Genomic DNA, 22,743 nt, shown 5'->3' on the forward strand with positions numbered 1-22,743 from the left:
GATCCGTTGCGCATGCAATTTCCCGAGAATTCGTTTAGAAGCACCCTATGAATCAGATGACCCGGACCGAAGACACCCTTACCGAGCTGAACCAGCCAAGCCTCTGGTCCGGTATCAACGCCTACCGCACCGATCCGCTGATGGTGGATCTGACGGCGGGGCTGCACCGAGCTGTGCGCGAGGAATTCGACGCGCTCGGCCGTTACGTCACCTCGCCGGAGGCGCAGGAACTGGCGCGGATGGCGAACGAAAATCCGCCGAAGCTGAAGACGCATGGCCCGCGCGGCGAGCGGCAGGATCTGGTGGAATACCATCCCGCCTGGCATGCGCTGATGCGCCGCTCCATGTCGACCGGCCTCAATTCCTCGATCTGGGAAAATGCTGCCGAATCGCGCAACGCCCAGCACCGGGCGCGCGCCGCCCGCTTCTATCTCAGTGCCCAGCTGGAGTGCGGGCATCTCTGCCCGCTGACTATGACCAGCGCCTCGGTGGCGGCGATGATGGCATCACCGCGCGTTCACAAGGAATGGGCGCCGCGCGTTCTGTCGCGCAAATATGATTCGTCTAACCGTCCGGCGATGCAGAAGAGTGCGATCACCATCGGCATGGGCATGACGGAGAAGCAGGGCGGCACGGATGTGCGGGCCAACCGCTCCACTGCCGAACGGGTGGGCGAGGGGGTCTATCGGCTGTCCGGCCACAAATGGTTCATGTCGGCGCCGATGAGCGATGCCTTCGTCATGCTGGCGCGCACCAATGAGGGGATCGGCTGCTTCCTCGTCCCGCGCCTGCTGGAGGATGGCACCGCCAACGGTCTGCAGTTCCAGCGGCTCAAGGACAAGCTCGGCAACCGCTCCAATGCCTCCGCCGAGGTGGAGTTCACCGATGCCTTCGGTTACCTGCTTGGCGAAGCGGGCGGCGGCATCCGCACCATTCTCGACATGGTGACGCTGACCAGGCTTGACTGCGCGCTGGCCTCTGCCGGCATCATGCGCGCCTCGCTGGCGGAGGCCGTGCATCATTGCCGCGGCCGCAGCGTGTTCGGCAAGAACCTCATCGACCAGCCGCTGATGACGCGCGTGCTGGCCGACATGGCGCTCGATGTCGCGGCCGCCACCGCGCTCGCCTACCGCCTGGCGGAAGCCTTCGACAAGGCGGGCAGCAACCCGACCGATGCGGCCTATGCCCGCGTCATGACGCCGGTCATCAAATACTGGGTCTGCAAGATCGCGCCCTCTTTGATCTACGAGGCGATGGAATGCCTGGGCGGCAATGGCTATGTCGAGGAACGGCCGCTGGCGCGCCATTATCGCGAAGCGCCGGTCAATGCGATCTGGGAAGGCTCCGGCAACGTGATGGCGCTCGACGTGCTGCGCGTGATGGATCGCGGCCGCGATCTGTTCGATCTGGTGCTGGGCGGCATCGAGCGGGATCTCGGGCCGAGCGGACGCAAGACCACCGACGTGCTGCGCGCCGCCATGGCACTGGCGGAACGCGACGAGGGCGCGTCGCGCCTGCTGGTCGAGCAGCTTGCGCTGGCGGCCGGTGCCGCCGAACTGTTCCGGCTTGGGGCCGGCAAGATTGCCGATGCCTTCCTCGAGACGCGTCTCGCCGGCGGATGGCGCACCACCTATGGCATGCTCGATTCGCGCTTCGATGCCTCCTATATCGTCGATCTGCTCTATCCGGCAGCGACCTGAGCCAGACATCGCCAAGCCCTGTTATCCCGGCCTTTTCACCCCGCGATTAACCATATCGCGGGGTTTTCGTTGCGCGTGCGGTCGTGACCCCTAATGTGCGTTAACGATTTCTTAACCACGCATGAGGCGCCGGTGTCGGGATATAGCCCCAATAGTTTTGCGTTGCTCGTCGCGGCACTTGCGTTCTTTTCGGTGCTGGCGCTGAACATTGCCGTGCCGGCGCTGGTGCTGTCCGGCATGGCGTTGCTGCGATGGCTGCTTCTGCTCCTCGACCGCCGGCTGCCGCAAGGAGCGCCCGCATGAAATGGTTTCTGATTCTGTGGGCCGGTCCCGTGGCGCTGCTCGGTCTGTGGTACGGCCTATCCTACTACGACATGAGCTTCGGCTTCTTCATGCTGACGCGCAAGACGCATGATCTGGTGTTCCAGATCTACGGCAATATCCTCGGCATTCCGCCGCAGGACCTGCCGCCGATGGTGGCACGCGCGATCGCCTTCGACAGCCTGATCGTTCTTTCCATCGTGCTGTTTCGCAAGCGGCGCGCCATTGCCGGCTGGTGGCGGGCGCGTCAGGCCTCTGTGCCGCGGCTGGCAGCCAGCGACGAGAGCCTGTCCAGCGCGCCCTGAAGGATGAAGCTCGCGGCGGCCGAATCGATGCGCTCCTTGCGCTTGGCCCGCGATACGTCCATTTCCAGCAATGCCCGTTCGGCGGCCACCGTCGACAGCCGCTCATCCCAGAAGACGAAAGGGATCTGCGTCTTTTCCCCCATGCTGCGCACAAAGGCGCGCGTGGCCTGAACACGGGGGCCGGCGGAACCATCCATATTCATCGGCAGCCCGATGACGAAGGCCGCGACCTTTTCTCTGTCGGCAAAGGCCAGCAACTGTTCGGCATCCTGGGTGAATTTTACCCGCTTGAGCACCGGGCGTGGCGAGGCGAAGCGACGACCGAGATCCGACATCGCAATGCCGATCGTCTTGGTGCCGAGGTCGAGGCCCGCAATGGCCTGGCCCGGTTGAAGCGTGGCCGCCAGTTCCTCGATCGTCAACGATGCCATGCACGCTTCCTCTTGCCACTCTTCGTCTTCACGATAACTTCGATGTATCGGCCTGCCGCCGATATGCTAACCCATGCAGCAGGCTGAGATCCGCAGCCAGCGGTTCGGCGTAGAGCCGCAATGTCAGAGCAAACCGTCACCGCTCGGTCCAGCCGAGCCATCACATCAATTTATCGAGGAAACAAGGAGATTTTCCATGAAGATCACCTGGCTTGGCCACGCGGCCTTCCGGATTGAAACTGCCGGCGCCAAAATCCTGATCGACCCCTTCCTGAGCTACAATCCGTCTTTTGCGGATCAGGATCGCAAGGCGGTGGCCGAAGGCATCACCCATATTCTCCTGACCCACGGCCATGGCGATCATGTGGGCGACACCGTCGCGCTGGCCAACGAGACCGGCGCCGTGGTGCTTGCCAATGCCGATCTTGCCGCCTGGCTGGCTGCCAAGGGCGTCAAGAAGATCGAGATGGGCAATACCGGCGGCACGGTAAACCTCGGCGGCTTTACCGCCACCTTCACCCAGGCGCTGCATTCCTCCGCGCAGATCACCGAGGACGGTGTGTCCCATTCGCTCGGCAGTGCCAACGGCCTGATGCTGCATTTCGATGATGAGCCCTCGCTGCTGCATATGGGCGATACCGACATTTTTACCGATATGGGCCTGATCAACGAATTGCACCAGCCGGATATCGGGCTGGTGCCGATCGGCGACCGCTTCACCATGGGCGGTGCCGTGGCGGCCTTGGCCTGCCAGCGCTTCTTCGATTTCAAGCATGCCATCCCCTGCCACTATGGCACCTTCCCGATCATCGACCAGACCCCCGAGACCTTCGTGAAGGGAATGGACGGCCTGAAGACGCGGGTCGAGACGCCCAAGGTCGGAACGGTGCTCAGCTTCTGATCGTTCGCCTTACGGCTGCGGCTCGCTCGCGAGCCGCAGCCCTGCCGCGCGGGCGATGCCGGCAGCTTCGGATCTAGGCAATCTTCGCCGGTTCCCCGCCACAAAAAAGTACGGTTGACTGCCATCAATCCACGGGACCTCCAGATGGTCGAAGGATTGTTGATGTGCGCCGCTATGCCTCCCTTATCTTGCTGAGCGTGATCGTATCGACGCATGCCGCCGTCGCGGCGGAGTCTCCTCTTGATCCGTTTGCCTCCGATGCCGAGATCGTTTTTCACGACGAGGTGGAGGTCAACGACGACGACACCGGTACCTTCACTGAAACCCTTGACCGGACCATACAGCGCACCGGGGACATCGCCGGTGCCGGGCAGGTGTCCTATGTCTTTGATCCCGAGCATCAGACCTTCAAGCTTTTGCAGGGATGGGTCGACACGACGGATGGCGTGCGCCTGAACGTGGCGCCAGAGAGCGTGATGGTGCGCCCCAGCCACGCTGCCAGTTCGGCACCGGGTTTTGTCTCGACGATGACGGCGACCATCGTGCTGCCGCAGATCACCGTTGGTGCCAAGGTGCATCTGCGGGTAGAGCGAAAGACGGTCCGGGCTTTTGAGGCCACCGGCTTCAACACCAGCTTCTATCTGTCGCCGGTCCGCACCGGCGATTTTTACGTGGCTGTGCACGTGTCGAAGGACAAGCCGCTGTCAATCGGCGCGCGCAACGGCTTTACGGTGGTTCGCGACGAGAGCCTGGAGGACCGCCGCTTCATCGAGGCGGAGGCGCATCTGCGCAATGTCTCGCCGGAAGACCAGGAGGTGCACATGCCGCCGCTCGACGACATCGTGCCGCTGTTCACGCTGTCGACGCTCAAGGACTATGCGGATCTCGGCCGGCGTTATCACGCCCTCGCCGATGGCAAGGATGCGGTGACGCCGGAAATCCAGGCGCTGGCGGATCAGGTGGCGGGCAGCCAGACCGGACTCGCGGCCGCGCGTGCGCTTTACAACTGGGTCGGAGGCCATATCCGCTATCTCGCTGTCGATCTCAGCGACGAGGCCGGCTATATCCCGCATCCGGCATCCGCCGTGCTGGCAGCCGGATACGGCGACTGCAAGGATCAGGTGGTTCTGCTGCAGGCGCTGCTGAAGGCGAAGGGCATTGCGTCCGAACCGGTAATCGTCAAGTGGTCGGAAGCCCAGCTGGACTGGCCGGCGCCGGAAACCGGTGCCTTCAACCACATGATCATCTACCTGCCGGAGTTCGATCTCTACGCCAACCCGACCGACACGTTCACGCCCTTCGGCGTGCTGGATTATGGCCTGGTTGGCAAGCCGGCCCTGCATGCGACGGCAACACCGGTGATGCGACGAATACCGTCGTTGAAGCCGCAGGACGCACAGTTCTCCACCACCGGGACGATTGCCATTGCCGAGGACGGGTCACTGTCTGGCACGGCGCGCGTGTCGATGACGCCCATGCTCGGTGTTTACCTGCGTCGCGAGCTGTCGACGGACAAGCAGCAGATTACTGTGATGAGGAACGCGGCCGCCCATCTGCCCCAGCCGGCGACTGGCAATCTTCAGGTGACGAAGCCGGATGATCTCGAAACTCCCTTCAGTTTTTCAATGACCTGGCGCGCGCCGCAGGCGGTGAAGCCTGCCGGTTTCGTTCTGCCCGCCATGCCGGATTTCTCGCCCAATCCCTCGCCGCAGAGCTATCTTGGCAGCAGCAAGCCGAGGCGTTTTGGCGCCTTTTTCGGTCCGAAGACGCTGAACTGGCGCCTGACGCTGACAGCGCCGGCAGGCCAAAACTTCACGACGGTGCCGGCCGACGTGCATGTCACGAATGAAACCGGAAGCTATGACGCGCATTACGAAAATGCCGGCGGCAGCCTCACCATCACCCGGACGCTGGTGCTGAAGCAGTGGGTAGTTCCGGCCGCAGGCTATGGTGCGGTGGAGGCGATCTTCCGCGCCATCGTGGCCGATCAGGGCGCCATCGTCAGCATTGCCAGGACGAATAAGACGTAAAGGTCGCATGCTGCGGCCAGCATGGGCGGCGTTGCAGGGAGCGGCGTCGTTCCGATAAGGCGCCATGTGCCTGCCAAACCCGTTGCGAAGCCGGGACGCGGCCATTATAGCGGGAGGGAAATCCCAAAGCCGGAGAGAGATCATGTCCGTCGACCTTGCCACCGTGAAGCGCGTCGCGCGCCTGTCCCGTATTGCCGTTACCGATGAGGAGGCCGGGCGGATGATGGGTGAACTGAACGGCATCCTCGGCTTTGTCGAACAACTGTCGGAAGTGAACGTCTCCGGTGTCGAGCCTATGACCTCGGTCACGCCGATCACCATGCGCCGTCGTGCGGATGCCGTGACCGATGGCGACAAGGCCGCCGCTGTGGTGGCCAATGCCCCGGCGACCGACCAGAATTTCTTCCTCGTGCCGAAGGTCGTCGAGTAAGCGGGCTTCCGCTGCCGCTCCGACCTGTTTCCGCTGCACCCGAACGAGATGATCATGACCGACCTGACAAGCCTCACCATTGCCGCCGCCCGTGACAAACTGAAGTCCCGCGAGATTTCCGCGCTCGACCTGACCGAAAGCTATCTCAAGGCCATCGAGGCCGCCAACGGTGCCCTGAACGCCTATGTGGCCGTCACGCCTGAAAAGGCGCTTGCCATGGCCAAGGCCTCCGATGCCCGTCTTGCCGAGGGCAAGGGCGGTGCGCTGGAAGGCATTCCGCTCGGCGTGAAGGACTTGTTTGCCACCGAGGGCGTGCACACGCAGGCCTGCAGCCACATTCTCGACGGCTTCAAGCCGAACTACGAATCGACGGTCACGGACAAGCTCTGGGCCGAAGGCGCCGTGATGCTGGGCAAGCTCAACATGGACGAGTTTGCCATGGGCTCCTCCAACGAGAGCTCCTATTACGGCCCGGCGGTCAACCCGTGGAAGGCGGAAGGCTCCGACGAGAAGCTCGTGCCCGGCGGCTCGTCCGGCGGCTCGGCGGCGGCCGTTGCCGCGCATCTGTGCGCCGGTGCCACCGCCACCGATACCGGCGGCTCGATCCGCCAGCCAGCCGCCTTTACCGGGACCGTCGGCATCAAGCCCACCTATGGCCGCTGCTCGCGTTTCGGTATCGTCGCCTATGCCTCCTCGCTCGATCAGGCCGGCCCGATCGCCCGCGATGTGCGCGATGCGGCGATCCTGCTGAAGTCGATGGCCGGTGTGGACAAGAGAGACACGACTTCCGTCGACCTGCCGGTGCCGGATTACGAGGCAGCGCTGGGACAGTCGCTGAAGGGCATGAAGATCGGTATTCCGAAGGAATATCGCCTTGACGGCATGTCGGAAGAGATCGAAACCCTCTGGGCGCAGGGCGTCGAGTGGCTGAAGGACGCCGGTGCGGAAGTGGTGGAGATCTCTCTGCCGCACACGAAATATGCTCTGCCGGCCTATTACATCGTGGCGCCCGCCGAGGCCTCGTCGAACCTCGCCCGCTATGACGGCGTGCGGTATGGCCTGCGCGTCGAGGGCCGCGATATCGCCGATATGTACGAAAAGACCCGCGCGGCCGGCTTCGGCAAGGAAGTGCAGCGCCGTATCATGATCGGCACCTATGTGCTCTCTGCCGGCTATTACGACGCCTATTACCTCAAGGCGCAGAAGGTGCGCACGCTGATCAAGCGCGATTTCGAGGATGCCTTCCACGCCGGCGTCGATGCGATCCTGGCGCCGATCACGCCGTCGTCTGCCTTTGCCATCGGCGACAAGGAACTGGCGGCCGATCCGGTCAAGATGTACCTGCAGGACGTCTTTACCATCACGCTCAACATGGCGGGTCTGCCGGGGATTTCCGTGCCGGCTGGTCTCGACCGCAAGGGATTGCCGCTCGGCCTGCAACTGATCGGCAAGCCGTTCGAGGAAGAGACGCTGTTCAAGACCGCCCATGTGATGGAAAAGGCCGCCGGCACGTTTTCGCCGAAGGCCTGGTGGTAAGCGGGTTCACCATACGCCCCATGGCGGCCGCCGATCATCGGGCGGTCACTGCCGTCGGTTTTGCGGCCTGGCAATCGAGCGATGCGTTTCGCGAGAGCGGCCTGCCGCTCGACCGTCTGGAGATGATCCGGCATGCCTATGACCGTTTTCTCGATGAGGCCGGAGACAGGATCGCCGTCGCAGACATCGAGGGCCGCGTTGCCGGCTGGACGGCGCGGGAGACGGAGCCCGACTATATTTCCGACCTCTGGGTCGATCCGGCCTTTCAGGGGCGCGGCGTCGGCAAGGCCTTGATCTTGCATCTGCTTGCAGTCATGCGTGAGGAAGGGCTCGCGCGGGCGCGCATCCACACGCATGGCAACAATGCCGGCGCGATCCGGCTTTATCAGCGCTGCGGCTTTTCCATTGTCTGGCGCGGGCTGGAATATTCCAGAAGTCTCGGCGTGGAACACGAGAAGGTGCATCTGGCGATGGGGCTGACGCCCGAGCCGGATGTCAGCGCTTCGACTGTGTGATCATGTAGGCCTTCAGCACGGCATTCATCCGGGTCTGATATCCCTTTCCCTGGGCACGAAACCAGTCCAGCACATCGGAATCGATGCGCATCGTGACCTGCGCCTTGCCCATCAGCTGAACGAGTTCGGCGGCTTCGAAAAAGCGATCGTCAAGCTGCGGAATGTCGCTGTAGTCGATGGTGTCATCGCTCCGCTCTGCCAGAGTCCGCACGCGGTTTGGCGAGATGCTCATAGTAGCGTTGCCTTTCTTTCCTGTTGGCGAGACGCGCCGAAATTAGTCGGGTCACGCCTTTGCGATCCGTGTGAACGACGACGATGACCACGATATCTGCGATTGCGCCGACGGTGATCCATCGTTCTTTGCGATAGGCAAAGCGGTCGTCCCGGGCACTCAACACGGGACCGTCGAAGATAAGGCTCGCCTCTTCGAAGGAGAGACCGTTCGTCTCCAGATTGGCGCGGTTCTTCGCGTCGTCCCAGCCAAACGCCATGTCTCAAATGTAGCTACAAATGGCGTTGCAAGTAAGGCCGGCGCCGGATCATCCGGCGCCGGCCGAGTCGTTATCGGTTGTCCTGCTCCGCGCGCACCAGAACCAGACCGCGTTCGGTGATGCGGTAGGGCTTGCCGCCCTGTGAGGCGATGGCGCGCTTCTGTTTGAGCTTGCGGAAGGTTGTCAGGTCGAGGCCGGCAAACAGCCAGCCTTCGCGGGTGAAGAGGTTCACCTTGTCGATCTTGCGCTGGTCATTGCGGATGAGTTCGATTCGTCCGCCCTGAGCGAGCAGGTGGAGGATGCGCTGTTCGGCGCGGGAAATATCCATGATATGAGGTCCGAAAGGTCCCGTCGGGACGCACAAAACGGTTCCGGACGCACGGGCATGCGCCGGGGCTCGGTTTTGTTCGGGCAACCTGCAAAGGTCTATTCGCAGGCTGCCCCTTAACGGGACTCGGACAAATTCGACATCAAAACTCCATATGCTGCTAAAACTAGCGGAAAAGCGGCATGGGATCAATCTGTTAGCCGAAGGTTTGGCTTGGCAAGACAAGGCGTGGGTGTTCTACTGGGCCTCGACATACAGGGCCGACCATGCCGACCATCCGCAATGCCCGAGAAGATGAAGCCGAACTGCTGAGCGAAATTGGCCTGCGCGCCTGGGAGGACGCGATGGGTGAAATCGGCGTCAGCCCCGAATTGCGCGAGAACGCACAGGCGGCCTTTCGTGGCTTCACCTACGGCGCCTGGCTTACAATCACCGTGGTGGAGGAGGCAGGCACTGTGGCCGGCTGGGCGGCGCGCGAGGGGCTTGATGAACTGATCAGCGATTTCTGGATCGATCCCGCCTTCAAGCGGCGGGGGCTTGGCACGGCACTTCTGCGGGAAATCGAGGAGCAGATCGCGGCGCATGGCCATCCGGTTGCGCGGCTGGAAACCCATGCCCGCAATGTCGAGGCACTGCGCTTTTTCGAGGGCAAGGGCTATGGTGTCAACTGGCTGTCGGTCGTCTATTCTCCGAAGCTCGACCAGGATGTGCAGTCGGTGGGGCTCTCCAAGCAGCTTGTCGAGGAAGACGAGGCGCCGTTCGGCTATGACGTGTAAGCTGTGGCGGCGCAGTGGTCGCAAAGCTTGCGCCACCGCCCCATTTGCTCTACCTGACGAACAACCGAACAGACTGCATGAAGAGCTTTTTCCATGACCATTGTCGACGTCCGTACGCCTGATCCGAAACGCCTCATTCCCGGCGCCACCGGCGACTGGGAAGTGATCATCGGCATGGAAGTGCACGCCCAGGTGCTCTCGAAGTCCAAGCTGTTTTCCGGTGCATCGACCGAGTTCGGAAAGGCGCAGAATTCCAACGTATCGCTGGTGGATGCGGCCATGCCCGGCATGCTTCCCGTGATCAACGAGGAATGTGTGAAGCAGGCGGTGCGCACCGGTCTTGGCCTCAAGGCGCAGATCAACAACCGCTCGATCTTCGACCGCAAGAACTATTTCTATCCGGACCTGCCGCAGGGCTACCAGATCTCGCAGTTCAAGGATCCGATCGTCGGCGAAGGCAAGATCGTCATCTCGCTCGGTCCGGACCGGCAGGGCCAGTTCGAGGATATCGAGATCGGCATCGAGCGCCTGCATCTGGAACAGGATGCCGGCAAGCTGATGCATGACCAGCACCCGACCATGTCCTATGTCGACCTGAACCGCTCCGGCGTCGCCCTGATGGAAATCGTCTCCAAGCCCGACATGCGTTCGTCCGACGAGGCCAAGGCGTATATGACGAAGCTGCGCTCCATCGTACGCTATCTCGGCACCTGCGACGGCAACATGGACGAAGGCTCCATGCGCGCCGACGTCAATGTGTCCGTGCGCCGCCCCGGTGAAGCCTTCGGAACCCGCTGCGAGATCAAGAACGTCAACTCGATCCGCTTCATCGGCCAAGCGATCGAATATGAGGCGCGTCGCCAGATCGCCATTCTGGAAGAGGGCGGCACGATCGACCAGGAGACCCGCCTGTTCGACCCGAACAAGGGCGAGACGCGTTCCATGCGCTCCAAGGAAGATGCGCATGACTATCGCTACTTCCCCGATCCGGACCTGTTGCCGCTGGAATTCGACGATGCCTTCGTGGCGGAGCTGAAGGCGGATCTGCCGGAACTGCCGGACGACAAGAAGGCCCGCTTCGTGGCTGAACTCGGCCTGTCCGTCTATGACGCCTCGGTGCTCGTCTCGGAAAAGGCGATTGCCGATTATTTCGAGGCCGTGGCTGCAGGCCGCGACGGAAAGACCGCGGCGAACTGGGTTATCAACGACCTGCTGGGCGCCTTGAACAAAGCCGGCAAAGGCATTGAAGAGACTCCGGTTTCGCCGGCCCAGCTCGGCGGCATCATCGACCTCATCAAGGCCGAGACGATTTCCGGCAAGATCGCCAAGGACGTGTTCGAGATCGTCTTCAACGAAGGCGGCGACCCGGCGGAGATCGTCGAGAGCCGCGGCATGAAGCAGGTGACCGATACCGGCGCCATCGAGAAGGCCGTGGACGACATCATTGCCGCAAACCCCGATCAGGTGGCCAAGGTGAAGGCCAAGCCGACGCTGGCCGGCTGGTTCGTCGGTCAGGTGATGAAGGCGACGGGTGGCAAGGCCAATCCGCAGGCCGTGCAGGCGCTGGTGAAGGCGAAGCTCGGCATCGAAGACGAATGAGGCGCTGCCCGGCCTAGAGCCGGGCCTGCTATCGAATCCGTGTCTGTCGAGGGGGCGTCGCGGCCCCCTTTGCGCTCACCTGTCCCGTATGTCTATGCAAGTCCTGTCCCGGAGGACCCCGTGGTGTTTTTTGTTCGTAGCGCCAGCGAAAAGGATGTCGAAGCGATCCGCGAGATCCTCGTGGAAACCTGGCACGCCACCTATGATGCCTTCTATGGCGAGGCGAAGGTCAACGAACTGATCGCTGCGTGGCATCGCCCGGCCACCATCCGCGCCAGCATCGGCAAGCGGGATGGCGAGTTTTTAGTGGCCGACGACGGCCGCCAGTTGGGCGGCATGGGCTATGCGGTCATGTCCGATACGATGACGAAGACGGCGCTGCTGCGCCAGCTCTACGTGCGCCCGGCCTTCCAGGGGCAGGGCATTGGTCGCGATATCTTCGCGGAACTCGAAACCTGCTTCCCGGATGCGGAAATCATGCGCCTCGAGGTCGAGCCACGCAATGTGCGGGCGATCTCCTTCTACAGTCGGCTCGGCTTTGTCGAAGTCGACCGCACCAAGCATTGCGGTGCTGAAGGCAGTGGCATCGAGGCGGTCATCATGGAAAAGCCGCTGCTCTGAGCGTGCACTCATTCCCGGTGCCGCGCCGTGTCGGCACGACACCGGGCGACGCGTTCACTTCTGCGGATAGTCGAAGCTGAAGGTTTCGACGATCGGCTTGGTCCAGAAGCCCGGCACGCCGGTTTCCGTGTCGATGTGGTGGTAGAAGCCGTTTGCTTCCGGCGAGGCATAGGTGAGTTCCACCTTGTAATGGCCGGGGCCATTCATCCGCACATTCTTCGCATAATGCGGACCGTCCTTTGCCGTCATCGGCAGCAGTGTGCCGGAAGAGTTCCAGGGTGTGCCGTCCTTGGTCAGCTTGTAGCTGATCTTGAGATAGGGGATCCAGGCATCTGTGGGATAGCCCCAGGGATTGTCTTCCTTGGCGTGCACGTCGGTTTCGAGATGCACGACGTCCTTGTCGCCCATCACCATGTTCTGCATCATCGGGGCCATCTCGATACCGACCAGATAGCTTGCGGCGATTTCCAGATGTTCAGCCGTGACCGGGCCACCAATGGGGAATTCGCGGGCATTCGCCGGCAGGCTTGCCAGGGCGCCGGCCGTGGCTGCCAGCAGGCCGAGCGTCATCAACTTGCGCATTGCAATCATCCTTTCAGGACTGGAGAGAAGAAAACGGAAAGCGTCGCGGCTCAGGGCCGCGGGCGCGCCTGCGCGGACGGCGGGGCCTGCCCTTGCGACTGGCGGATCAGGCGCGCACCAAGAACCAGAACGAGAAGCGTGGTGATCCAGGCTGCCACCTGGATGCCGAGCGGCTGGGCGCTGTAGCCGACGAGTGCGGTGGCCGCGCGACCGGCAAGGCTGCCATCGGAAAGCAGCCACGAGGTGTCCCACAGGCCATAGCCCCAGGCAGGCAGAATGTCGTCGCGCGCCAGAAGCGCGGCGGCCTGACCCGCCATGCCGGCGGCCAGCAGCGCCACCAGCCCGGACGTGACCGAAAACAGCCAGCGCAGCGGAATGGCAAGCAGACCGCGATAGAGGACGAACGAAAGGGCCGCGCCCCCGAGAATGCCGAGCAGGCCGCCCGCCAGCATCGCACCGAAGCCGATTTCGGCCGAGATCGCGATGCCATAGAGGAACAGCACCACTTCGCTACCCTCGCGCAACACCGCGATGGCGATCACCACGGCCATGGCAAGCATGGATCGATCGCCCCGCGCCACCTGCTGGCCGAGCGCCTTCATCTCCGCTGCCATCTGCCGTCCGTGGCTTGCCATCCACAGATTGTGCCAGCCGAGCATGACCACGGCGATGCAGAGGATGGCGGCGTTGAACACTTCCTGGCCATTGCCGGCAAAGGCTTCCTCCAGCCGGCCGGCAAACAGAGCGACGAGGATGGCGCCGGCCAGCCCGGCCACAATGCCGCCCAGCACCCAGCCGGTGCGGCCGGAAATGCCGCGCGTCGCGGCCAGAACGATGCCGATGATCAGACCGGCTTCCATGACCTCGCGAAAGACGATCAGCAGGCTCGCCAGCATCCGCCTATTCCTTTGGAGCGACGGCAGTCAGCGTGCCGGTGGCTTCGGGATGGTAGTCGTCGAAGAATTTGTAGGTGCCGGCCGGCAGCGGGCCTGCATGGGCTGTGACATGCCCCTGGCCCACGACGATCTTCTCGAACTTCATGTCGTAGCTTTCGAACTCCGCCGTCGTGCCGTCCTTGTTGGTGACCTCGATCAGGAAGTGCGTATTGGCCGGCACTTCCAGATGCGAGGGAAGGAAGGTGTGATCCTCCAGCGTCAGGTGATAGGTCTGCATGGCATCGGCGAGTGCCAGATGCGGCAGCCCGACGACGGCGGCACCCAACAGGGCCGGAAGGAGGCTATGGCTTCGAAAGATGCCGTTGCGCATGATCTATCCTGCTGATCTCTCCTGCGTCCGGGGTTGCTGCCGCTGGAGCCGGAATGACGATGCGGAAATATGACTGCCCGCATCATGTTAAAAATGTGGCGGAGAAAGCCACGTTACCAATCTGTAATCATCGAGAACTGGCCTTGTGAAATCCCGCTCATTTTTCCGGCCAACCGTCTGGTTTCCTGGGCTGGGGCGTTCGACCGCAGTGAGGGGTGGAGATCGCGGCCCTTGCGCGCTAGTTACACCCGAAGGAAAACCGGAGGAGGAGCCTGCCATGGCATCGGACACACTCGTCATACGCCGCGCCCGCGAGGCGGACCTGCCGCAGCTGATCGCCCTGTTTGCCGATGATCCGGTGGGCGGTCACGGAGATACGAGCGAGGCCGAGGCCTATGAGGACTACCTGCGCGCCTTCCACGTTATCGATTCGGCGCCGCATGAGCAGCTCTATGTCGCGGAACTGGCGGGCGAGGTGGTGGCCACCTATCAGCTGACCTTCCTGCGTGCGCTGACCGGGCGCGGCGCCCAGAACGCGATGGTCGAGGCGGTGCAGACCCGCGCCGACATGCGCGGCAAAGGGATCGGCGCGGCGCTGATGGAGCATGCCGAGCAGGAGGCGCGGCGCCGCGATTGCCGGCTGCTGCAGCTGATGTCGAATGCGGCGCGCACCGATGCGCATCGCTTCTATGAGCGCGCCGGCTTTGCCCGCAGCCATCTCGGCTTCAAACGGAAGCTCAAATAGTGGTGGCCTTCCTCCGAAGCGCTGGACATTGCCGGCTCGAAATTGCATAAGCAGGTTCAAGGACTGCATTCCTTGTCTTCGCGAGGACGTTGGAAAATTATGAAGAATATCCTCCTGCAAATCTTTACCTGGTGGAACGGCCAGACGGTCGGCACCCGCTTCTTCACCTGGCGCAACGGCAAGCGCGTCGGCGAAGATGAGCTCGGCAATGTGTATTACGAAGGCGGCATGACCTCCTTCGGCCTGCCGCGCCGCTGGGTCATCTACAAGGGCTATACCGAAGCCTCCGCCATTCCGGCCGGCTGGCACGGCTGGATGCACTATCGCACCGATACCCCGCCGTCCCGCGAAACCTATGTCGCCCGCGAGTGGCAGAAGGCGCATCATGCCAACATGACCGGGACCGCGTTTGCCTATCGCCCCAAGGGGTCGCTGGAAGCCACCGGCGAACGTCCGCGCGTCACCGGCGATTACGACGCCTGGACCCCCGGCGCCTGATCGGCACCCGCCTTCCGCGTTCGCGCCACATTTTCGGCCTAACGCATGCCGGTCCCGATGAATGCGGGGCTGGCATTCCATCATGGTGAGATTGTTGATGCGATACGTTCTCCTTCGCCCGCTGCGTCTCGGCGCTCTCTTCTGCGTCGCCACGGTCATCGGCATCCAGCCGGTCTCGGCAGCCCGCATCGAGAACCGCGTCGCCGAATTCGCCGGGATCGACAAGATCACCGGCCGCATCACCAAGTTCGACGTCTACGTCAACGAAACGGTCCAGTATGGCGCGCTTCAGGTGACGCCGAAGACCTGCTTTTCCCGCGACGACAGCGAAGCCCAGAAGGTGGACGGTTTCGTCGAGGTGGACGAGATCACCCTCGACCGCAAGATCCGACGCATTTTTACCGGTTGGATGTTCGCCGACAGCCCCGGTCTCAACGCCATGGAACATCCGATCTATGACGTCTGGCTGACCGGTTGCAAGCAGACGTCCGACGTGCCTCCGCCACCTGCTGCGCGCAAGTAAGTCCGCCAGCAGGCAATCAAGCCTGCGCCGCTCTTCGCCTCGTACTTCTTGTGAAAAACGCTCGCGCTGCCTCAGAAGGGCAGGTGTGGCGATTCGATCGCGGCACGCAGCAGGCCGAGATAATCCCCCTTGCTGATGTCGATCGCACCAAAGGTCTTCAGGTGTTCGGTGGTGAACTGCGTGTCGAGCAGGCGGAAACCGCGTGCGCGCAACCGCTCCACCAGATGCACCAGGCAGATTTTCGAGGCATTTGTACGCCGGGAGAACATGCTTTCGCCGAAGAAGGCGGCGCCAAGCGACACGCCGTAGAGCCCGCCCACCAGTTCGTCGCCCTCGAAGGCCTCCACACTGTGCGCGTGGCCCATGCGGTGAAGTTCGGTATAGAGCTTGCGGATGGTTTCGTTGATCCAGGTGCTCGGCCGATCCGGCGCTTCCGCAGCACAGCCGCTCATCACCGATTCGAAGCAGGTGTTCACGCGAATGTCGAAGGGGTTCCGCTTCATCGCCTTGGACAGGCTGCGGGAGATGTGGAAGGCATCCAGCGGCAGGATGCCCCGCACTTCCGGCTCGACCCAGAAGATTTCCGGGTCGTCGGCCGATTCGGCCATCGGAAACAGACCGATGGAATAGGCGCGCAGCAGAACATCCGGTGTGATGGCTGGATAATATCTGCCGCGCCGCCCTGCCATGCCTAGCCTTGCGGCTTGTCGCCGGCCAGATACTTCTCCAGCCAGTGGATGTCGTAGTCGCCGTTCGCGATGTCCTGGTTGGCCACCAGATCCTGGAACAGCGGCAGCGTCGTCTTGATGCCGTCCACGACGAACTCGTCCAGCACGCGGCGCAGGCGCATCATGCATTCGACGCGGGTGCGTCCATGCACGATCAGCTTGCCGATCAGGCTGTCATAGTAGGGCGGGATCTTGTAGCCGGCATAGGCACCCGAATCGACGCGCACGCCAAGGCCGCCCGGCGCATGGAAATGCGTAATCGTGCCAGGCGAGGGGACGAAGGTGCGCGGATCCTCCGCATTGATGCGGCATTCGATCGCGTGGCCGGAGAAGGTGATGTCTTCCTGCGTGACCGACAGACCGGCACCGGAGGCGACGCGGATCTGTTCGTGCACGAGGTCGATGCCGGTGATCGCTTCGGTGATCGGATGCTCCACCTGCAGGCGGGTGTTCATTTCGATGAAATAGAACTCGCCGTTTTCGTAGAGGAATTCGATCGTGCCGGCACCCCGGTACTTCATCTTCTTCATGGCGTCGGCGCAGATCTGGCCGATCTTCATGCGCTGCTCGACGTTGAGGGCAGGGGAGTTCGCTTCTTCCCAGACCTTCTGGTGGCGGCGCTGCAGCGAGCAATCGCGTTCGCCGAGATGGATCGCATTGCCGGCGCCGTCACCGACAACCTGCACCTCGATGTGGCGCGGCTTGCCGAGATATTTTTCCATGTAGACGGCGTCGTTTCCGAAGGCGGCAAGCGCCTCGGACCGGGCCGTCGAGACGGCCTCTTCCAGATCGGCCTCGGTCTTGGCGACCTTCATGCCGCGACCACCGCCGCCGGCGGTTGCCTTGATCAGCACCGGAAAGCCGATCTGCCGGGCAATCTCCAGCGCGTTTTCCGGCTTCACCTCGCCATCCGAGCCCGGAACGACGGGAATGCCGAGTTCGACGGCCGTCTTCTTGGCGGTGATCTTGTCGCCCATCAGGCGGATATGCTCCGCCGTCGGCCCGATGAAGGTGATGCCGTGCGCCTCGAGAATATCGGCGAACTTGGCGTTTTCCGACAGGAAGCCGTAGCCCGGATGCACGGCATCCGCGCCGGTGATCTCGCAGGCGGCAACGATCTGGTGAATGTTCAGATAGCTGTCACGCGAGGGCGGCGGGCCGATGCACACGCTCTCGTCCGCAAGCCGCACATGCATGGCATTGGCATCGGCCGTGGAATGCACGGCGACGGTGGCAATGCCCAGCTCCTTGCAGGCGCGCAGGACGCGAAGGGCGATTTCGCCGCGGTTGGCAATGAGAATCTTGGAGATCATGGATCTGCCTTACTCGATGACAACGAGCGGCTCGCCATACTCGACCGGCTGCGCGTCGTTGACGATGATTTCGGTCACCTTGCCGGAGCGCGGGGCCGGAATCTGGTTCATGGTCTTCATCGCTTCGATGATCAGCAGCGTCTGGCCTTCCTTGACGCTGGCGCCGACTTCAATGAAGGGACGCGCGCCCGGCGCCGGCGAGAGATAGCACGTGCCAACCATCGGTGCCGTGACGGCATTGCTGCGATCCTTCGCCGCCTCGACCGCCGGTGCTGCGGCGGGAGCAGCGGCAGCCACGACCGGGGCCGGCGCGGCATATTGCGGAGCGGCCTGGACGAACTGCGGCGCGGCAATGGTGCGGGAGACGCGGATGCGCAGGTCGTCCTGCTCCACTTCGATCTCGGTCAGGTCGGTATCATTGAGGATGTTCGCCAGATCGCGGATCAACCCCTTGTCGATACCGTTCTTCTTCTCAGACATGGTCAACCTATGTGTTCTGTTGTTCTTAGCTGGTTATGTCGCGCAGGGCATGCAGGGCAAGCACATAGCCGCCGGGGCCCAATCCGCAGATCATGCCCTTGGCAGCCGGTGCGATCATCGACTTGTGACGGAATTCTTCCCGTGCATGGATGTTGGAGATGTGCACCTCGATCACGGGCACGGAAATCGCCCGGATCGCATCATGCAGGGCAATCGAGGTGTGGCCATAGGCGCCGGGATTGATGACGACGCCGACGGCGCGATCATTCGCCTCATGCAGCCTGTCGACCAGCACGCCTTCATGATTGCTCTGGAAGCATTCCACCGCGAAGCCGAACGCTTCTCCGGCGGCGATGCAGTCACTCTCGATGTCTTTCAGGGTCTTTCCGCCATAGATGCCGGGTTCGCGCTTGCCCAGCATGTTCAGGTTCGGTCCGTTGAGGACAAAGATGGTCTTGCTCATGGAAATCCCGTCAAAAGATCAGGGCAACCTATAGACCGGCACGGCGGCAAGGGAAAGCCCCCGGCCGCGAAAGCCGTGCATAACCGGGTTTTCGGCCTCGACCTGGCTCTGTCCGTCAGCAGCTTGCTTTCCCGCAGGCGCGGATGTTGGCGATCTTTTCCGACAGTTCCTGATAGCCGACCGCGCCGAACACGGCCTCATTGCCAACGACATAGAACGGCGTGCCCGTGACGCCAAGATTGTTGGCAAGCTGATAGGTCTGGCGTACCTGCGGATCGTTGGGGTTCTTTTCCATCGAGCTGCGCAAGGTCTTTTCCGAAAGACCGAGCGAGGATGCGACGTCCATCGCCGTCTCTTCCGTGGCGCGGACATCGCCACCGAGAAGCTTGCGGTGGAACTCCGGATATTTGTCCGGCGCCGTCAGTCGCACCGCATTGGCGACCCGATGTGCCGCCATGGAATCAGGTCCGAGAATCGGGAATTCCTTGAGGACGAAGCGCACCTTCTTGTCGTTCTTCAGGATCTCGTCCATGTCGGAGAGCGCGCGCTTGCAGTAGCCGCAATTGTAATCGAAGAACTCGACAATGGTGACATCACCCTTCGGATTGCCGAGCGTGATGTCGCTCGGCGAGGAGAAGATGGCGTCGCGATTGGCATTGATGCCATTCGCAGCTTGCGAAATGCGGGCCTCCTGCTGCTTCTTCTCCAGCGCGTCCTGCACTTCCAGCATGATTTCCGGGTTGGCGATCAGGTATTCGCGGATGAAGGCGCCCATTTCCTTCTTCTGCTGGTCATCCAGGGCGAGGGCGGCCGTGCTGAGGGAAAGGCTGGCCGTGCCGGCAATCAGCAGGGCGGCCATGGCTTTGGAAAAGGGCTGCATCGTCTTCCTCGTATATCCCGTTCACTGCGGAAAGTGCTGTTGGCCTCGAATCGATCCGTGGTCTGCGCACTTCATGAGGATTGCACCATAGCGATAGCCTGCCGCCGGTTCAAATTCACATCTGCGTAGGGCTGTCCGGATCGGAGCCGTCGGGGGATCGCACAGGAGATGCGAGACGGTATAAATGCACAACGGCCGCGCTGAGCGCGGCCGTTGAACTGGATATTTCGGTTCGACCGGGGCTCAGAGGAACCCGCGACGCTGCCACCAGCCAGCCTTCTTCGGCTTCGGCGGTTCGCCGTCACCATCGGTATCGGCGGTCGGTGCGGACGAACGCACCACCGGTTCCGAGGAACTGATGTTGGAAGCGCGGTTGGCGCGTGCAGCCTTGCCTTCGTCGCTCTGGTCAGACTCGTCGGCGAGCGGGGCCTCGGAGGACTGCAACTCGGACACTTCGGGTGCGGCCGCAGGCGTTACCGGCTCGACAACCGCTTCCTCAACAGCCGGGATTTCGACGGCGGCTTCCTCAGGCGCCGCTGCCACCGAGGTCGCTTCGCCTGCGTCGGCGACAGGCGCCGTCTCCGTGCTGGCTTCGCTGGCGCTGCTCTTGGCGCGACGGGTGCGGCGCGGACGGGCGGGCTTGGCTTCCACCTCTGCTTCGACGGTTTCCACGACGACCGGCGCTTCCGCCTCCGCGGGGGCTTCCGCGGCGTCTACGGCAGAACCGTCTGCGTCGTCCTCTTCGCCACCCTCTTCACCGTCCGTCTCGTCGCCGGAGGCAGAGATTTCGTCGCCATTGCGGTTGCGACGACCGCCACGCTTGCCACGACGGCGACGCTTGCGGCGCGCGCCCTCATCACCATCGGCCTGCGCTTCGGATGCGCTATCCTCGGAGTCGGATGTATCGCCGTTGTCGTCGCTGCCGTCCTGATCGTCGGCCTCGTCGTCATCGCCCTCGAGCGAGTCGCCAGACGCCTGGCCGTTCTCGCCGCCATTGCGGTTGCGGCCACGGCGACGGCGACGGCGCTTGCGACGGCGGCCGTTCTGGTCGTCATCGTTATTGCGGGCTTCCTGGGCAGCGGCGGCGGGTGTGGCCTCTTCCAGTTCCTCGGCTTCATCCTCCTCGGGGATGTAATCGTCGTCTTCGTCCTCCACCGGAAGGGCGGCGAACTGCATCAGGCTTTCGATCTTGACCGGATTGGCGACAGGCTCGCCGCGATCGATGGCGAAATGCGCAGCCCCAACGCCCACATCCGATTCGATGAAGATGGAGACGCCGAAGCGGTTCTCGTAATCCACGACATTGCCGCGCTTCTGGTTGAGAATGTAGAGCGCGATGTCAGGCGTGGTACGCACGGTGATGTCGTGCGTCGTGTTTTTCAGCAGATATTCTTCCACGCCGCGCAGCACATGCAGGGCGACCGACGACTGCGAGCGCACGTGACCGGTACCGCCGCAATGCGAGCAGACCTGCGTCGTCGATTCGAGCACGCTGGCCCGGATGCGCTGGCGCGACATTTCCAGAAGGCCGAAATGCGAGATGCGGCCGACCTGGATGCGGGCGCGGTCGTTCTTCAGGCAATCCTTCAGCTTCTTCTCGACGGCGCGGTTGTTGCGCTTTTCTTCCATGTCGATGAAGTCGATGACGATGAGGCCGGCAAGGTCGCGCAGGCGCAACTGACGTGCCACTTCTTCCGCTGCTTCCAGGTTCGTCTGGAGGGCGGTTTCTTCGATCGAGTGCTCGCGGGTGGAGCGACCGGAGTTCACGTCGACGGCAACCAGCGCTTCTGTCTGGTTGATGATGAGATAACCGCCGGACTTCAGGGTGACCTGCGGCTGCAGCATGCGGTCGAGTTGTGCCTCGATGCCGGAGCGTGCGAAGATCGGATGCAGGTCGCGGTAAGGCTGGACCACCTTGGCGTGGCTCGGCATCAGCATCTTCATGAAGTCTTTCGCTTCACGATAGCCTTCTTCGCCGGACACGATGATCTCGGAAATGTCCTTGTTGTAGAGGTCGCGGATCGAACGCTTGATCAGCGATCCTTCCTCATAGACGAGGCAGGGCGCGATCGAGTTCAGCGTCAGCGTGCGCACGTTCTCCCACAGGCGCATCAGATATTCGAAGTCGCGCTTGATCTCGACACGGGTGCGGTTGGCGCCGGCGGTCCGCAGGATGACGCCCATGCCCTGTGGCACATCCAGCTCGCGGGCGATTTCCTTCAGCCGCTTGCGGTCCGCCGGATTGGTGATCTTGCGGGAAATGCCGCCGCCCCGCGCCGTGTTCGGCATCAGGACCGAATAGCGGCCGGCAAGCGACAGATAGGTGGTCAGCGCTGCACCCTTGTTGCCGCGTTCTTCCTTTGCCACCTGCACCAGCAGGATCTGCCGGCGCTTGATGACTTCCTGGATGCGGTACTGCTTGCGCGGCTTGCGGTAAACCCGATCCGGAACCTCTTCCATGGCGTCTTCGGCGCCTACGGATTCGATCTCTTCCTTCTCGTGGTCGTCATCGTCATCATCGTCGTCGTCGCGGCCGCGACGGTCAACGACGTCCTCGGAGATGGCATCCGTCTCGACCATGGCCGCCATCGTGCCGGGCGTGCTGTCGTCCTCGGCATCGGTCGTCTCGATGGCAGGGGTCTCAACAGGTGCTTCTGCCGTCGCAGCCACATCGTCGGTCGCCTCGGCAACCTTCTTGCGCGAGCGGCTGCGGCGCGGCTTGGCCTTCGGCTTTTCGACAGGTTCTTCCGTGGCCGCGACGGCCGCGTTGTCGGCGGCTTCGGCTTCGACGGCCGGGGCAGGCGCCTCTTCTGCGACTTCCACCTTGGCGCTGATGCCGACATCCGGCTGTTCGGTCTTGGAGAGATCGATCACCGGTTCGGAAGGGGCATCGGCCGGATCGAAGTCAGGGTGACGGCGCTGATCCTCGGCTTCTGCCTGCAGAAGGGCCTGACGATCGGCCAACGGGATCTGATAGTAGTCAGGATGAATTTCGGCGAAGGCGAGGAAGCCATGACGGTTGCCGCCGTAATCGACGAAAGCCGCCTGGAGCGACGGTTCTACGCGAGTGACCTTTGCCAGGTAAATGTTGCCGCGTATCTGCTTCTTGTGTTGCGATTCAAAATCGAATTCTTCGATCCGGTTTCCCCGAACGACGACTACGCGTGTCTCCTCTTCGTGAGACGCGTCGATAAGCATTTTGTCTGCCATGAAAGTTCTGCTCCTCGGCGCGGACGCACCAACACAGGACGACCGGTCGAGGTGACGGACCGTTCCTGCAT

Annotated in this window: 27 protein-coding genes; 14 read left to right on the forward strand and 13 right to left on the reverse strand. The window is 62.6% G+C overall.

The window, feature by feature from the left end; translation table 11 throughout:
- Window positions 1–47: 47 nt before the first annotated feature.
- The 3 genes from FNA46_RS00235 to FNA46_RS00240 all read left to right on the forward strand — a co-directional run bounded on the left by FNA46_RS00235 (window position 48) and on the right by FNA46_RS00240 (window position 2,326).
- Window positions 48–1,700 carry an acyl-CoA dehydrogenase family protein gene (locus FNA46_RS00235; protein ID WP_142880327.1) on the forward strand — a complete coding sequence of 551 codons (1,653 nt, stop codon included), beginning with the start codon at window positions 48–50 and terminating at the stop codon, window positions 1,698–1,700.
- Window positions 1,701–1,832: 132 nt separating this feature from the next.
- Window positions 1,833–2,003, forward strand: a complete 171-nt coding sequence (locus FNA46_RS25865) for a hypothetical protein (RefSeq protein ID WP_185969673.1) — start codon at window positions 1,833–1,835, stop codon at window positions 2,001–2,003.
- Entirely contained in the window at window positions 2,000–2,326 is a 327-nt protein-coding gene (locus tag FNA46_RS00240) for a DUF6105 family protein (RefSeq protein WP_142880328.1), read from the forward strand. Before FNA46_RS25865 ends, FNA46_RS00240 begins: the two co-directional genes overlap by 4 nt.
- Here the strand turns inward: FNA46_RS00240 and ruvX are convergent.
- The gene (ruvX, locus tag FNA46_RS00245) at window positions 2,269–2,757 is read right to left on the reverse strand and encodes a Holliday junction resolvase RuvX (RefSeq protein WP_142880329.1); all 489 of its coding nucleotides are present in this window, start codon (window positions 2,755–2,757) and stop codon (window positions 2,269–2,271) included. The genes FNA46_RS00240 and ruvX overlap by 58 nt on opposite strands.
- A gap of 196 nt (window positions 2,758–2,953) precedes the next feature.
- Here ruvX and FNA46_RS00250 point away from each other — a divergent pair, with 196 nt between their 5' ends.
- The 5 genes from FNA46_RS00250 (at window position 2,954) to FNA46_RS00270 (ending at window position 8,169) form a co-directional block, all read left to right on the forward strand.
- Entirely contained in the window at window positions 2,954–3,658 is a 705-nt protein-coding gene (locus tag FNA46_RS00250; protein WP_142880330.1) for a metal-dependent hydrolase, read from the forward strand.
- Window positions 3,659–3,822: 164 nt separating this feature from the next.
- Window positions 3,823–5,688, forward strand: coding sequence for a DUF3857 domain-containing protein (locus tag FNA46_RS00255; RefSeq protein WP_142880331.1), 1,866 nt, complete (start codon window positions 3,823–3,825; stop codon window positions 5,686–5,688).
- Between the two features lie 142 nt (window positions 5,689–5,830).
- Window positions 5,831–6,118 (forward strand): Asp-tRNA(Asn)/Glu-tRNA(Gln) amidotransferase subunit GatC, encoded by a 288-nt coding sequence (gene gatC, locus FNA46_RS00260; RefSeq protein ID WP_142880332.1) that lies wholly within the window; start codon window positions 5,831–5,833, stop codon window positions 6,116–6,118.
- 54 nt (window positions 6,119–6,172) lie between these two features.
- Complete coding sequence (gene gatA, locus FNA46_RS00265; protein WP_142880333.1) at window positions 6,173–7,654, forward strand: Asp-tRNA(Asn)/Glu-tRNA(Gln) amidotransferase subunit GatA; 1,482 nt, start codon at window positions 6,173–6,175, stop codon at window positions 7,652–7,654.
- Window positions 7,645–8,169, forward strand: a complete 525-nt coding sequence (locus FNA46_RS00270; protein ID WP_246102733.1) for a GNAT family N-acetyltransferase — start codon at window positions 7,645–7,647, stop codon at window positions 8,167–8,169. The genes gatA and FNA46_RS00270 overlap by 10 nt, the downstream gene beginning before the upstream one ends.
- On the opposite strand, the gene FNA46_RS00275 is transcribed toward FNA46_RS00270, so the two are convergent.
- From FNA46_RS00275 to FNA46_RS00285, 3 genes are all read right to left on the reverse strand, one after another.
- Entirely contained in the window at window positions 8,150–8,380 is a 231-nt protein-coding gene (locus tag FNA46_RS00275) for a BrnA antitoxin family protein (RefSeq protein ID WP_246102731.1), read from the reverse strand. The genes FNA46_RS00270 and FNA46_RS00275 overlap by 20 nt on opposite strands.
- Entirely contained in the window at window positions 8,352–8,660 is a 309-nt protein-coding gene (locus FNA46_RS00280) for a BrnT family toxin (RefSeq protein ID WP_142880335.1), read from the reverse strand. The genes FNA46_RS00275 and FNA46_RS00280 overlap by 29 nt, the downstream gene beginning before the upstream one ends.
- 70 nt (window positions 8,661–8,730) lie before the next feature.
- A complete protein-coding gene (locus FNA46_RS00285) occupies window positions 8,731–8,988 on the reverse strand; it encodes a YjhX family toxin (protein ID WP_142880336.1) in 258 nt (85 codons plus the stop codon).
- Window positions 8,989–9,254: 266 nt separating this feature from the next.
- On the opposite strand from FNA46_RS00285, the gene FNA46_RS00290 reads away from it, so the two are divergent.
- From FNA46_RS00290 to FNA46_RS00300, 3 genes are all read left to right on the forward strand, one after another.
- Window positions 9,255–9,764 carry a GNAT family N-acetyltransferase gene (locus FNA46_RS00290; protein WP_142880337.1) on the forward strand — a complete coding sequence of 170 codons (510 nt, stop codon included), beginning with the start codon at window positions 9,255–9,257 and terminating at the stop codon, window positions 9,762–9,764.
- Between the two features lie 93 nt (window positions 9,765–9,857).
- Window positions 9,858–11,363 (forward strand): Asp-tRNA(Asn)/Glu-tRNA(Gln) amidotransferase subunit GatB, encoded by a 1,506-nt coding sequence (gene gatB / locus FNA46_RS00295; protein ID WP_142880338.1) that lies wholly within the window; start codon window positions 9,858–9,860, stop codon window positions 11,361–11,363.
- A gap of 123 nt (window positions 11,364–11,486) precedes the next feature.
- Entirely contained in the window at window positions 11,487–11,984 is a 498-nt protein-coding gene (locus FNA46_RS00300) for a GNAT family N-acetyltransferase (protein ID WP_142880359.1), read from the forward strand.
- Between the two features lie 54 nt (window positions 11,985–12,038).
- Here the strand turns inward: FNA46_RS00300 and FNA46_RS00305 are convergent, their stop codons facing one another.
- The 3 genes from FNA46_RS00305 to FNA46_RS00315 are packed head-to-tail and all read right to left on the reverse strand — an operon-like array spanning window position 12,039 to window position 13,832.
- The gene (locus FNA46_RS00305; protein ID WP_142880339.1) at window positions 12,039–12,566 is read right to left on the reverse strand and encodes an iron transporter; all 528 of its coding nucleotides are present in this window, start codon (window positions 12,564–12,566) and stop codon (window positions 12,039–12,041) included.
- Between the two features lie 50 nt (window positions 12,567–12,616).
- Window positions 12,617–13,462: an FTR1 family iron permease gene (locus FNA46_RS00310; RefSeq protein ID WP_142880340.1), complete on the reverse strand. Its 846-nt coding sequence runs from the start codon at window positions 13,460–13,462 to the stop codon at window positions 12,617–12,619.
- Window positions 13,463–13,466: 4 nt separating this feature from the next.
- Window positions 13,467–13,832 carry a cupredoxin domain-containing protein gene (locus FNA46_RS00315; protein ID WP_142880341.1) on the reverse strand — a complete coding sequence of 122 codons (366 nt, stop codon included), beginning with the start codon at window positions 13,830–13,832 and terminating at the stop codon, window positions 13,467–13,469.
- A 277-nt stretch (window positions 13,833–14,109) separates the two neighbouring features.
- Here FNA46_RS00315 and FNA46_RS00320 point away from each other — a divergent pair, with 277 nt between their 5' ends.
- The 3 genes from FNA46_RS00320 (at window position 14,110) to FNA46_RS00330 (ending at window position 15,598) form a co-directional block, all read left to right on the forward strand.
- Window positions 14,110–14,577, forward strand: coding sequence for a GNAT family N-acetyltransferase (locus FNA46_RS00320; RefSeq protein WP_142880342.1), 468 nt, complete (start codon window positions 14,110–14,112; stop codon window positions 14,575–14,577).
- Between the two features lie 99 nt (window positions 14,578–14,676).
- Window positions 14,677–15,075, forward strand: coding sequence for an NADH:ubiquinone oxidoreductase subunit NDUFA12 (locus FNA46_RS00325; protein ID WP_142880343.1), 399 nt, complete (start codon window positions 14,677–14,679; stop codon window positions 15,073–15,075).
- A gap of 97 nt (window positions 15,076–15,172) precedes the next feature.
- Entirely contained in the window at window positions 15,173–15,598 is a 426-nt protein-coding gene (locus FNA46_RS00330; RefSeq protein ID WP_142880344.1) for a DUF2155 domain-containing protein, read from the forward strand.
- A 71-nt stretch (window positions 15,599–15,669) separates the two neighbouring features.
- Here the strand turns inward: FNA46_RS00330 and aat are convergent, their stop codons facing one another.
- The 6 genes from aat to FNA46_RS00360 form a co-directional block, all read right to left on the reverse strand.
- A complete protein-coding gene (gene aat, locus FNA46_RS00335; protein ID WP_142880345.1) occupies window positions 15,670–16,287 on the reverse strand; it encodes a leucyl/phenylalanyl-tRNA--protein transferase in 618 nt (205 codons plus the stop codon).
- Between the two features lie 2 nt (window positions 16,288–16,289).
- On the reverse strand, window positions 16,290–17,639 hold the full coding sequence (gene accC, locus FNA46_RS00340; RefSeq protein WP_142880346.1) for an acetyl-CoA carboxylase biotin carboxylase subunit: 1,350 nt from the start codon (window positions 17,637–17,639) through the stop codon (window positions 16,290–16,292).
- Window positions 17,640–17,648: 9 nt separating this feature from the next.
- Window positions 17,649–18,119, reverse strand: coding sequence for an acetyl-CoA carboxylase biotin carboxyl carrier protein (gene accB / locus FNA46_RS00345; RefSeq protein ID WP_142880347.1), 471 nt, complete (start codon window positions 18,117–18,119; stop codon window positions 17,649–17,651).
- A gap of 25 nt (window positions 18,120–18,144) precedes the next feature.
- Window positions 18,145–18,582, reverse strand: a complete 438-nt coding sequence (gene aroQ, locus FNA46_RS00350) for a type II 3-dehydroquinate dehydratase (protein WP_142880348.1) — start codon at window positions 18,580–18,582, stop codon at window positions 18,145–18,147.
- Between the two features lie 115 nt (window positions 18,583–18,697).
- The gene (locus FNA46_RS00355) at window positions 18,698–19,441 is read right to left on the reverse strand and encodes a DsbA family protein (protein WP_425468644.1); all 744 of its coding nucleotides are present in this window, start codon (window positions 19,439–19,441) and stop codon (window positions 18,698–18,700) included.
- Window positions 19,442–19,705: 264 nt separating this feature from the next.
- The gene (locus tag FNA46_RS00360; protein ID WP_142880350.1) at window positions 19,706–22,672 is read right to left on the reverse strand and encodes an Rne/Rng family ribonuclease; all 2,967 of its coding nucleotides are present in this window, start codon (window positions 22,670–22,672) and stop codon (window positions 19,706–19,708) included.
- Window positions 22,673–22,743: the final 71 nt, after the last annotated feature.

The organism is Affinirhizobium straminoryzae (assembly GCF_007004135.1).
Lineage (GTDB): Bacteria > Pseudomonadota > Alphaproteobacteria > Rhizobiales > Rhizobiaceae > Neorhizobium > Neorhizobium straminoryzae.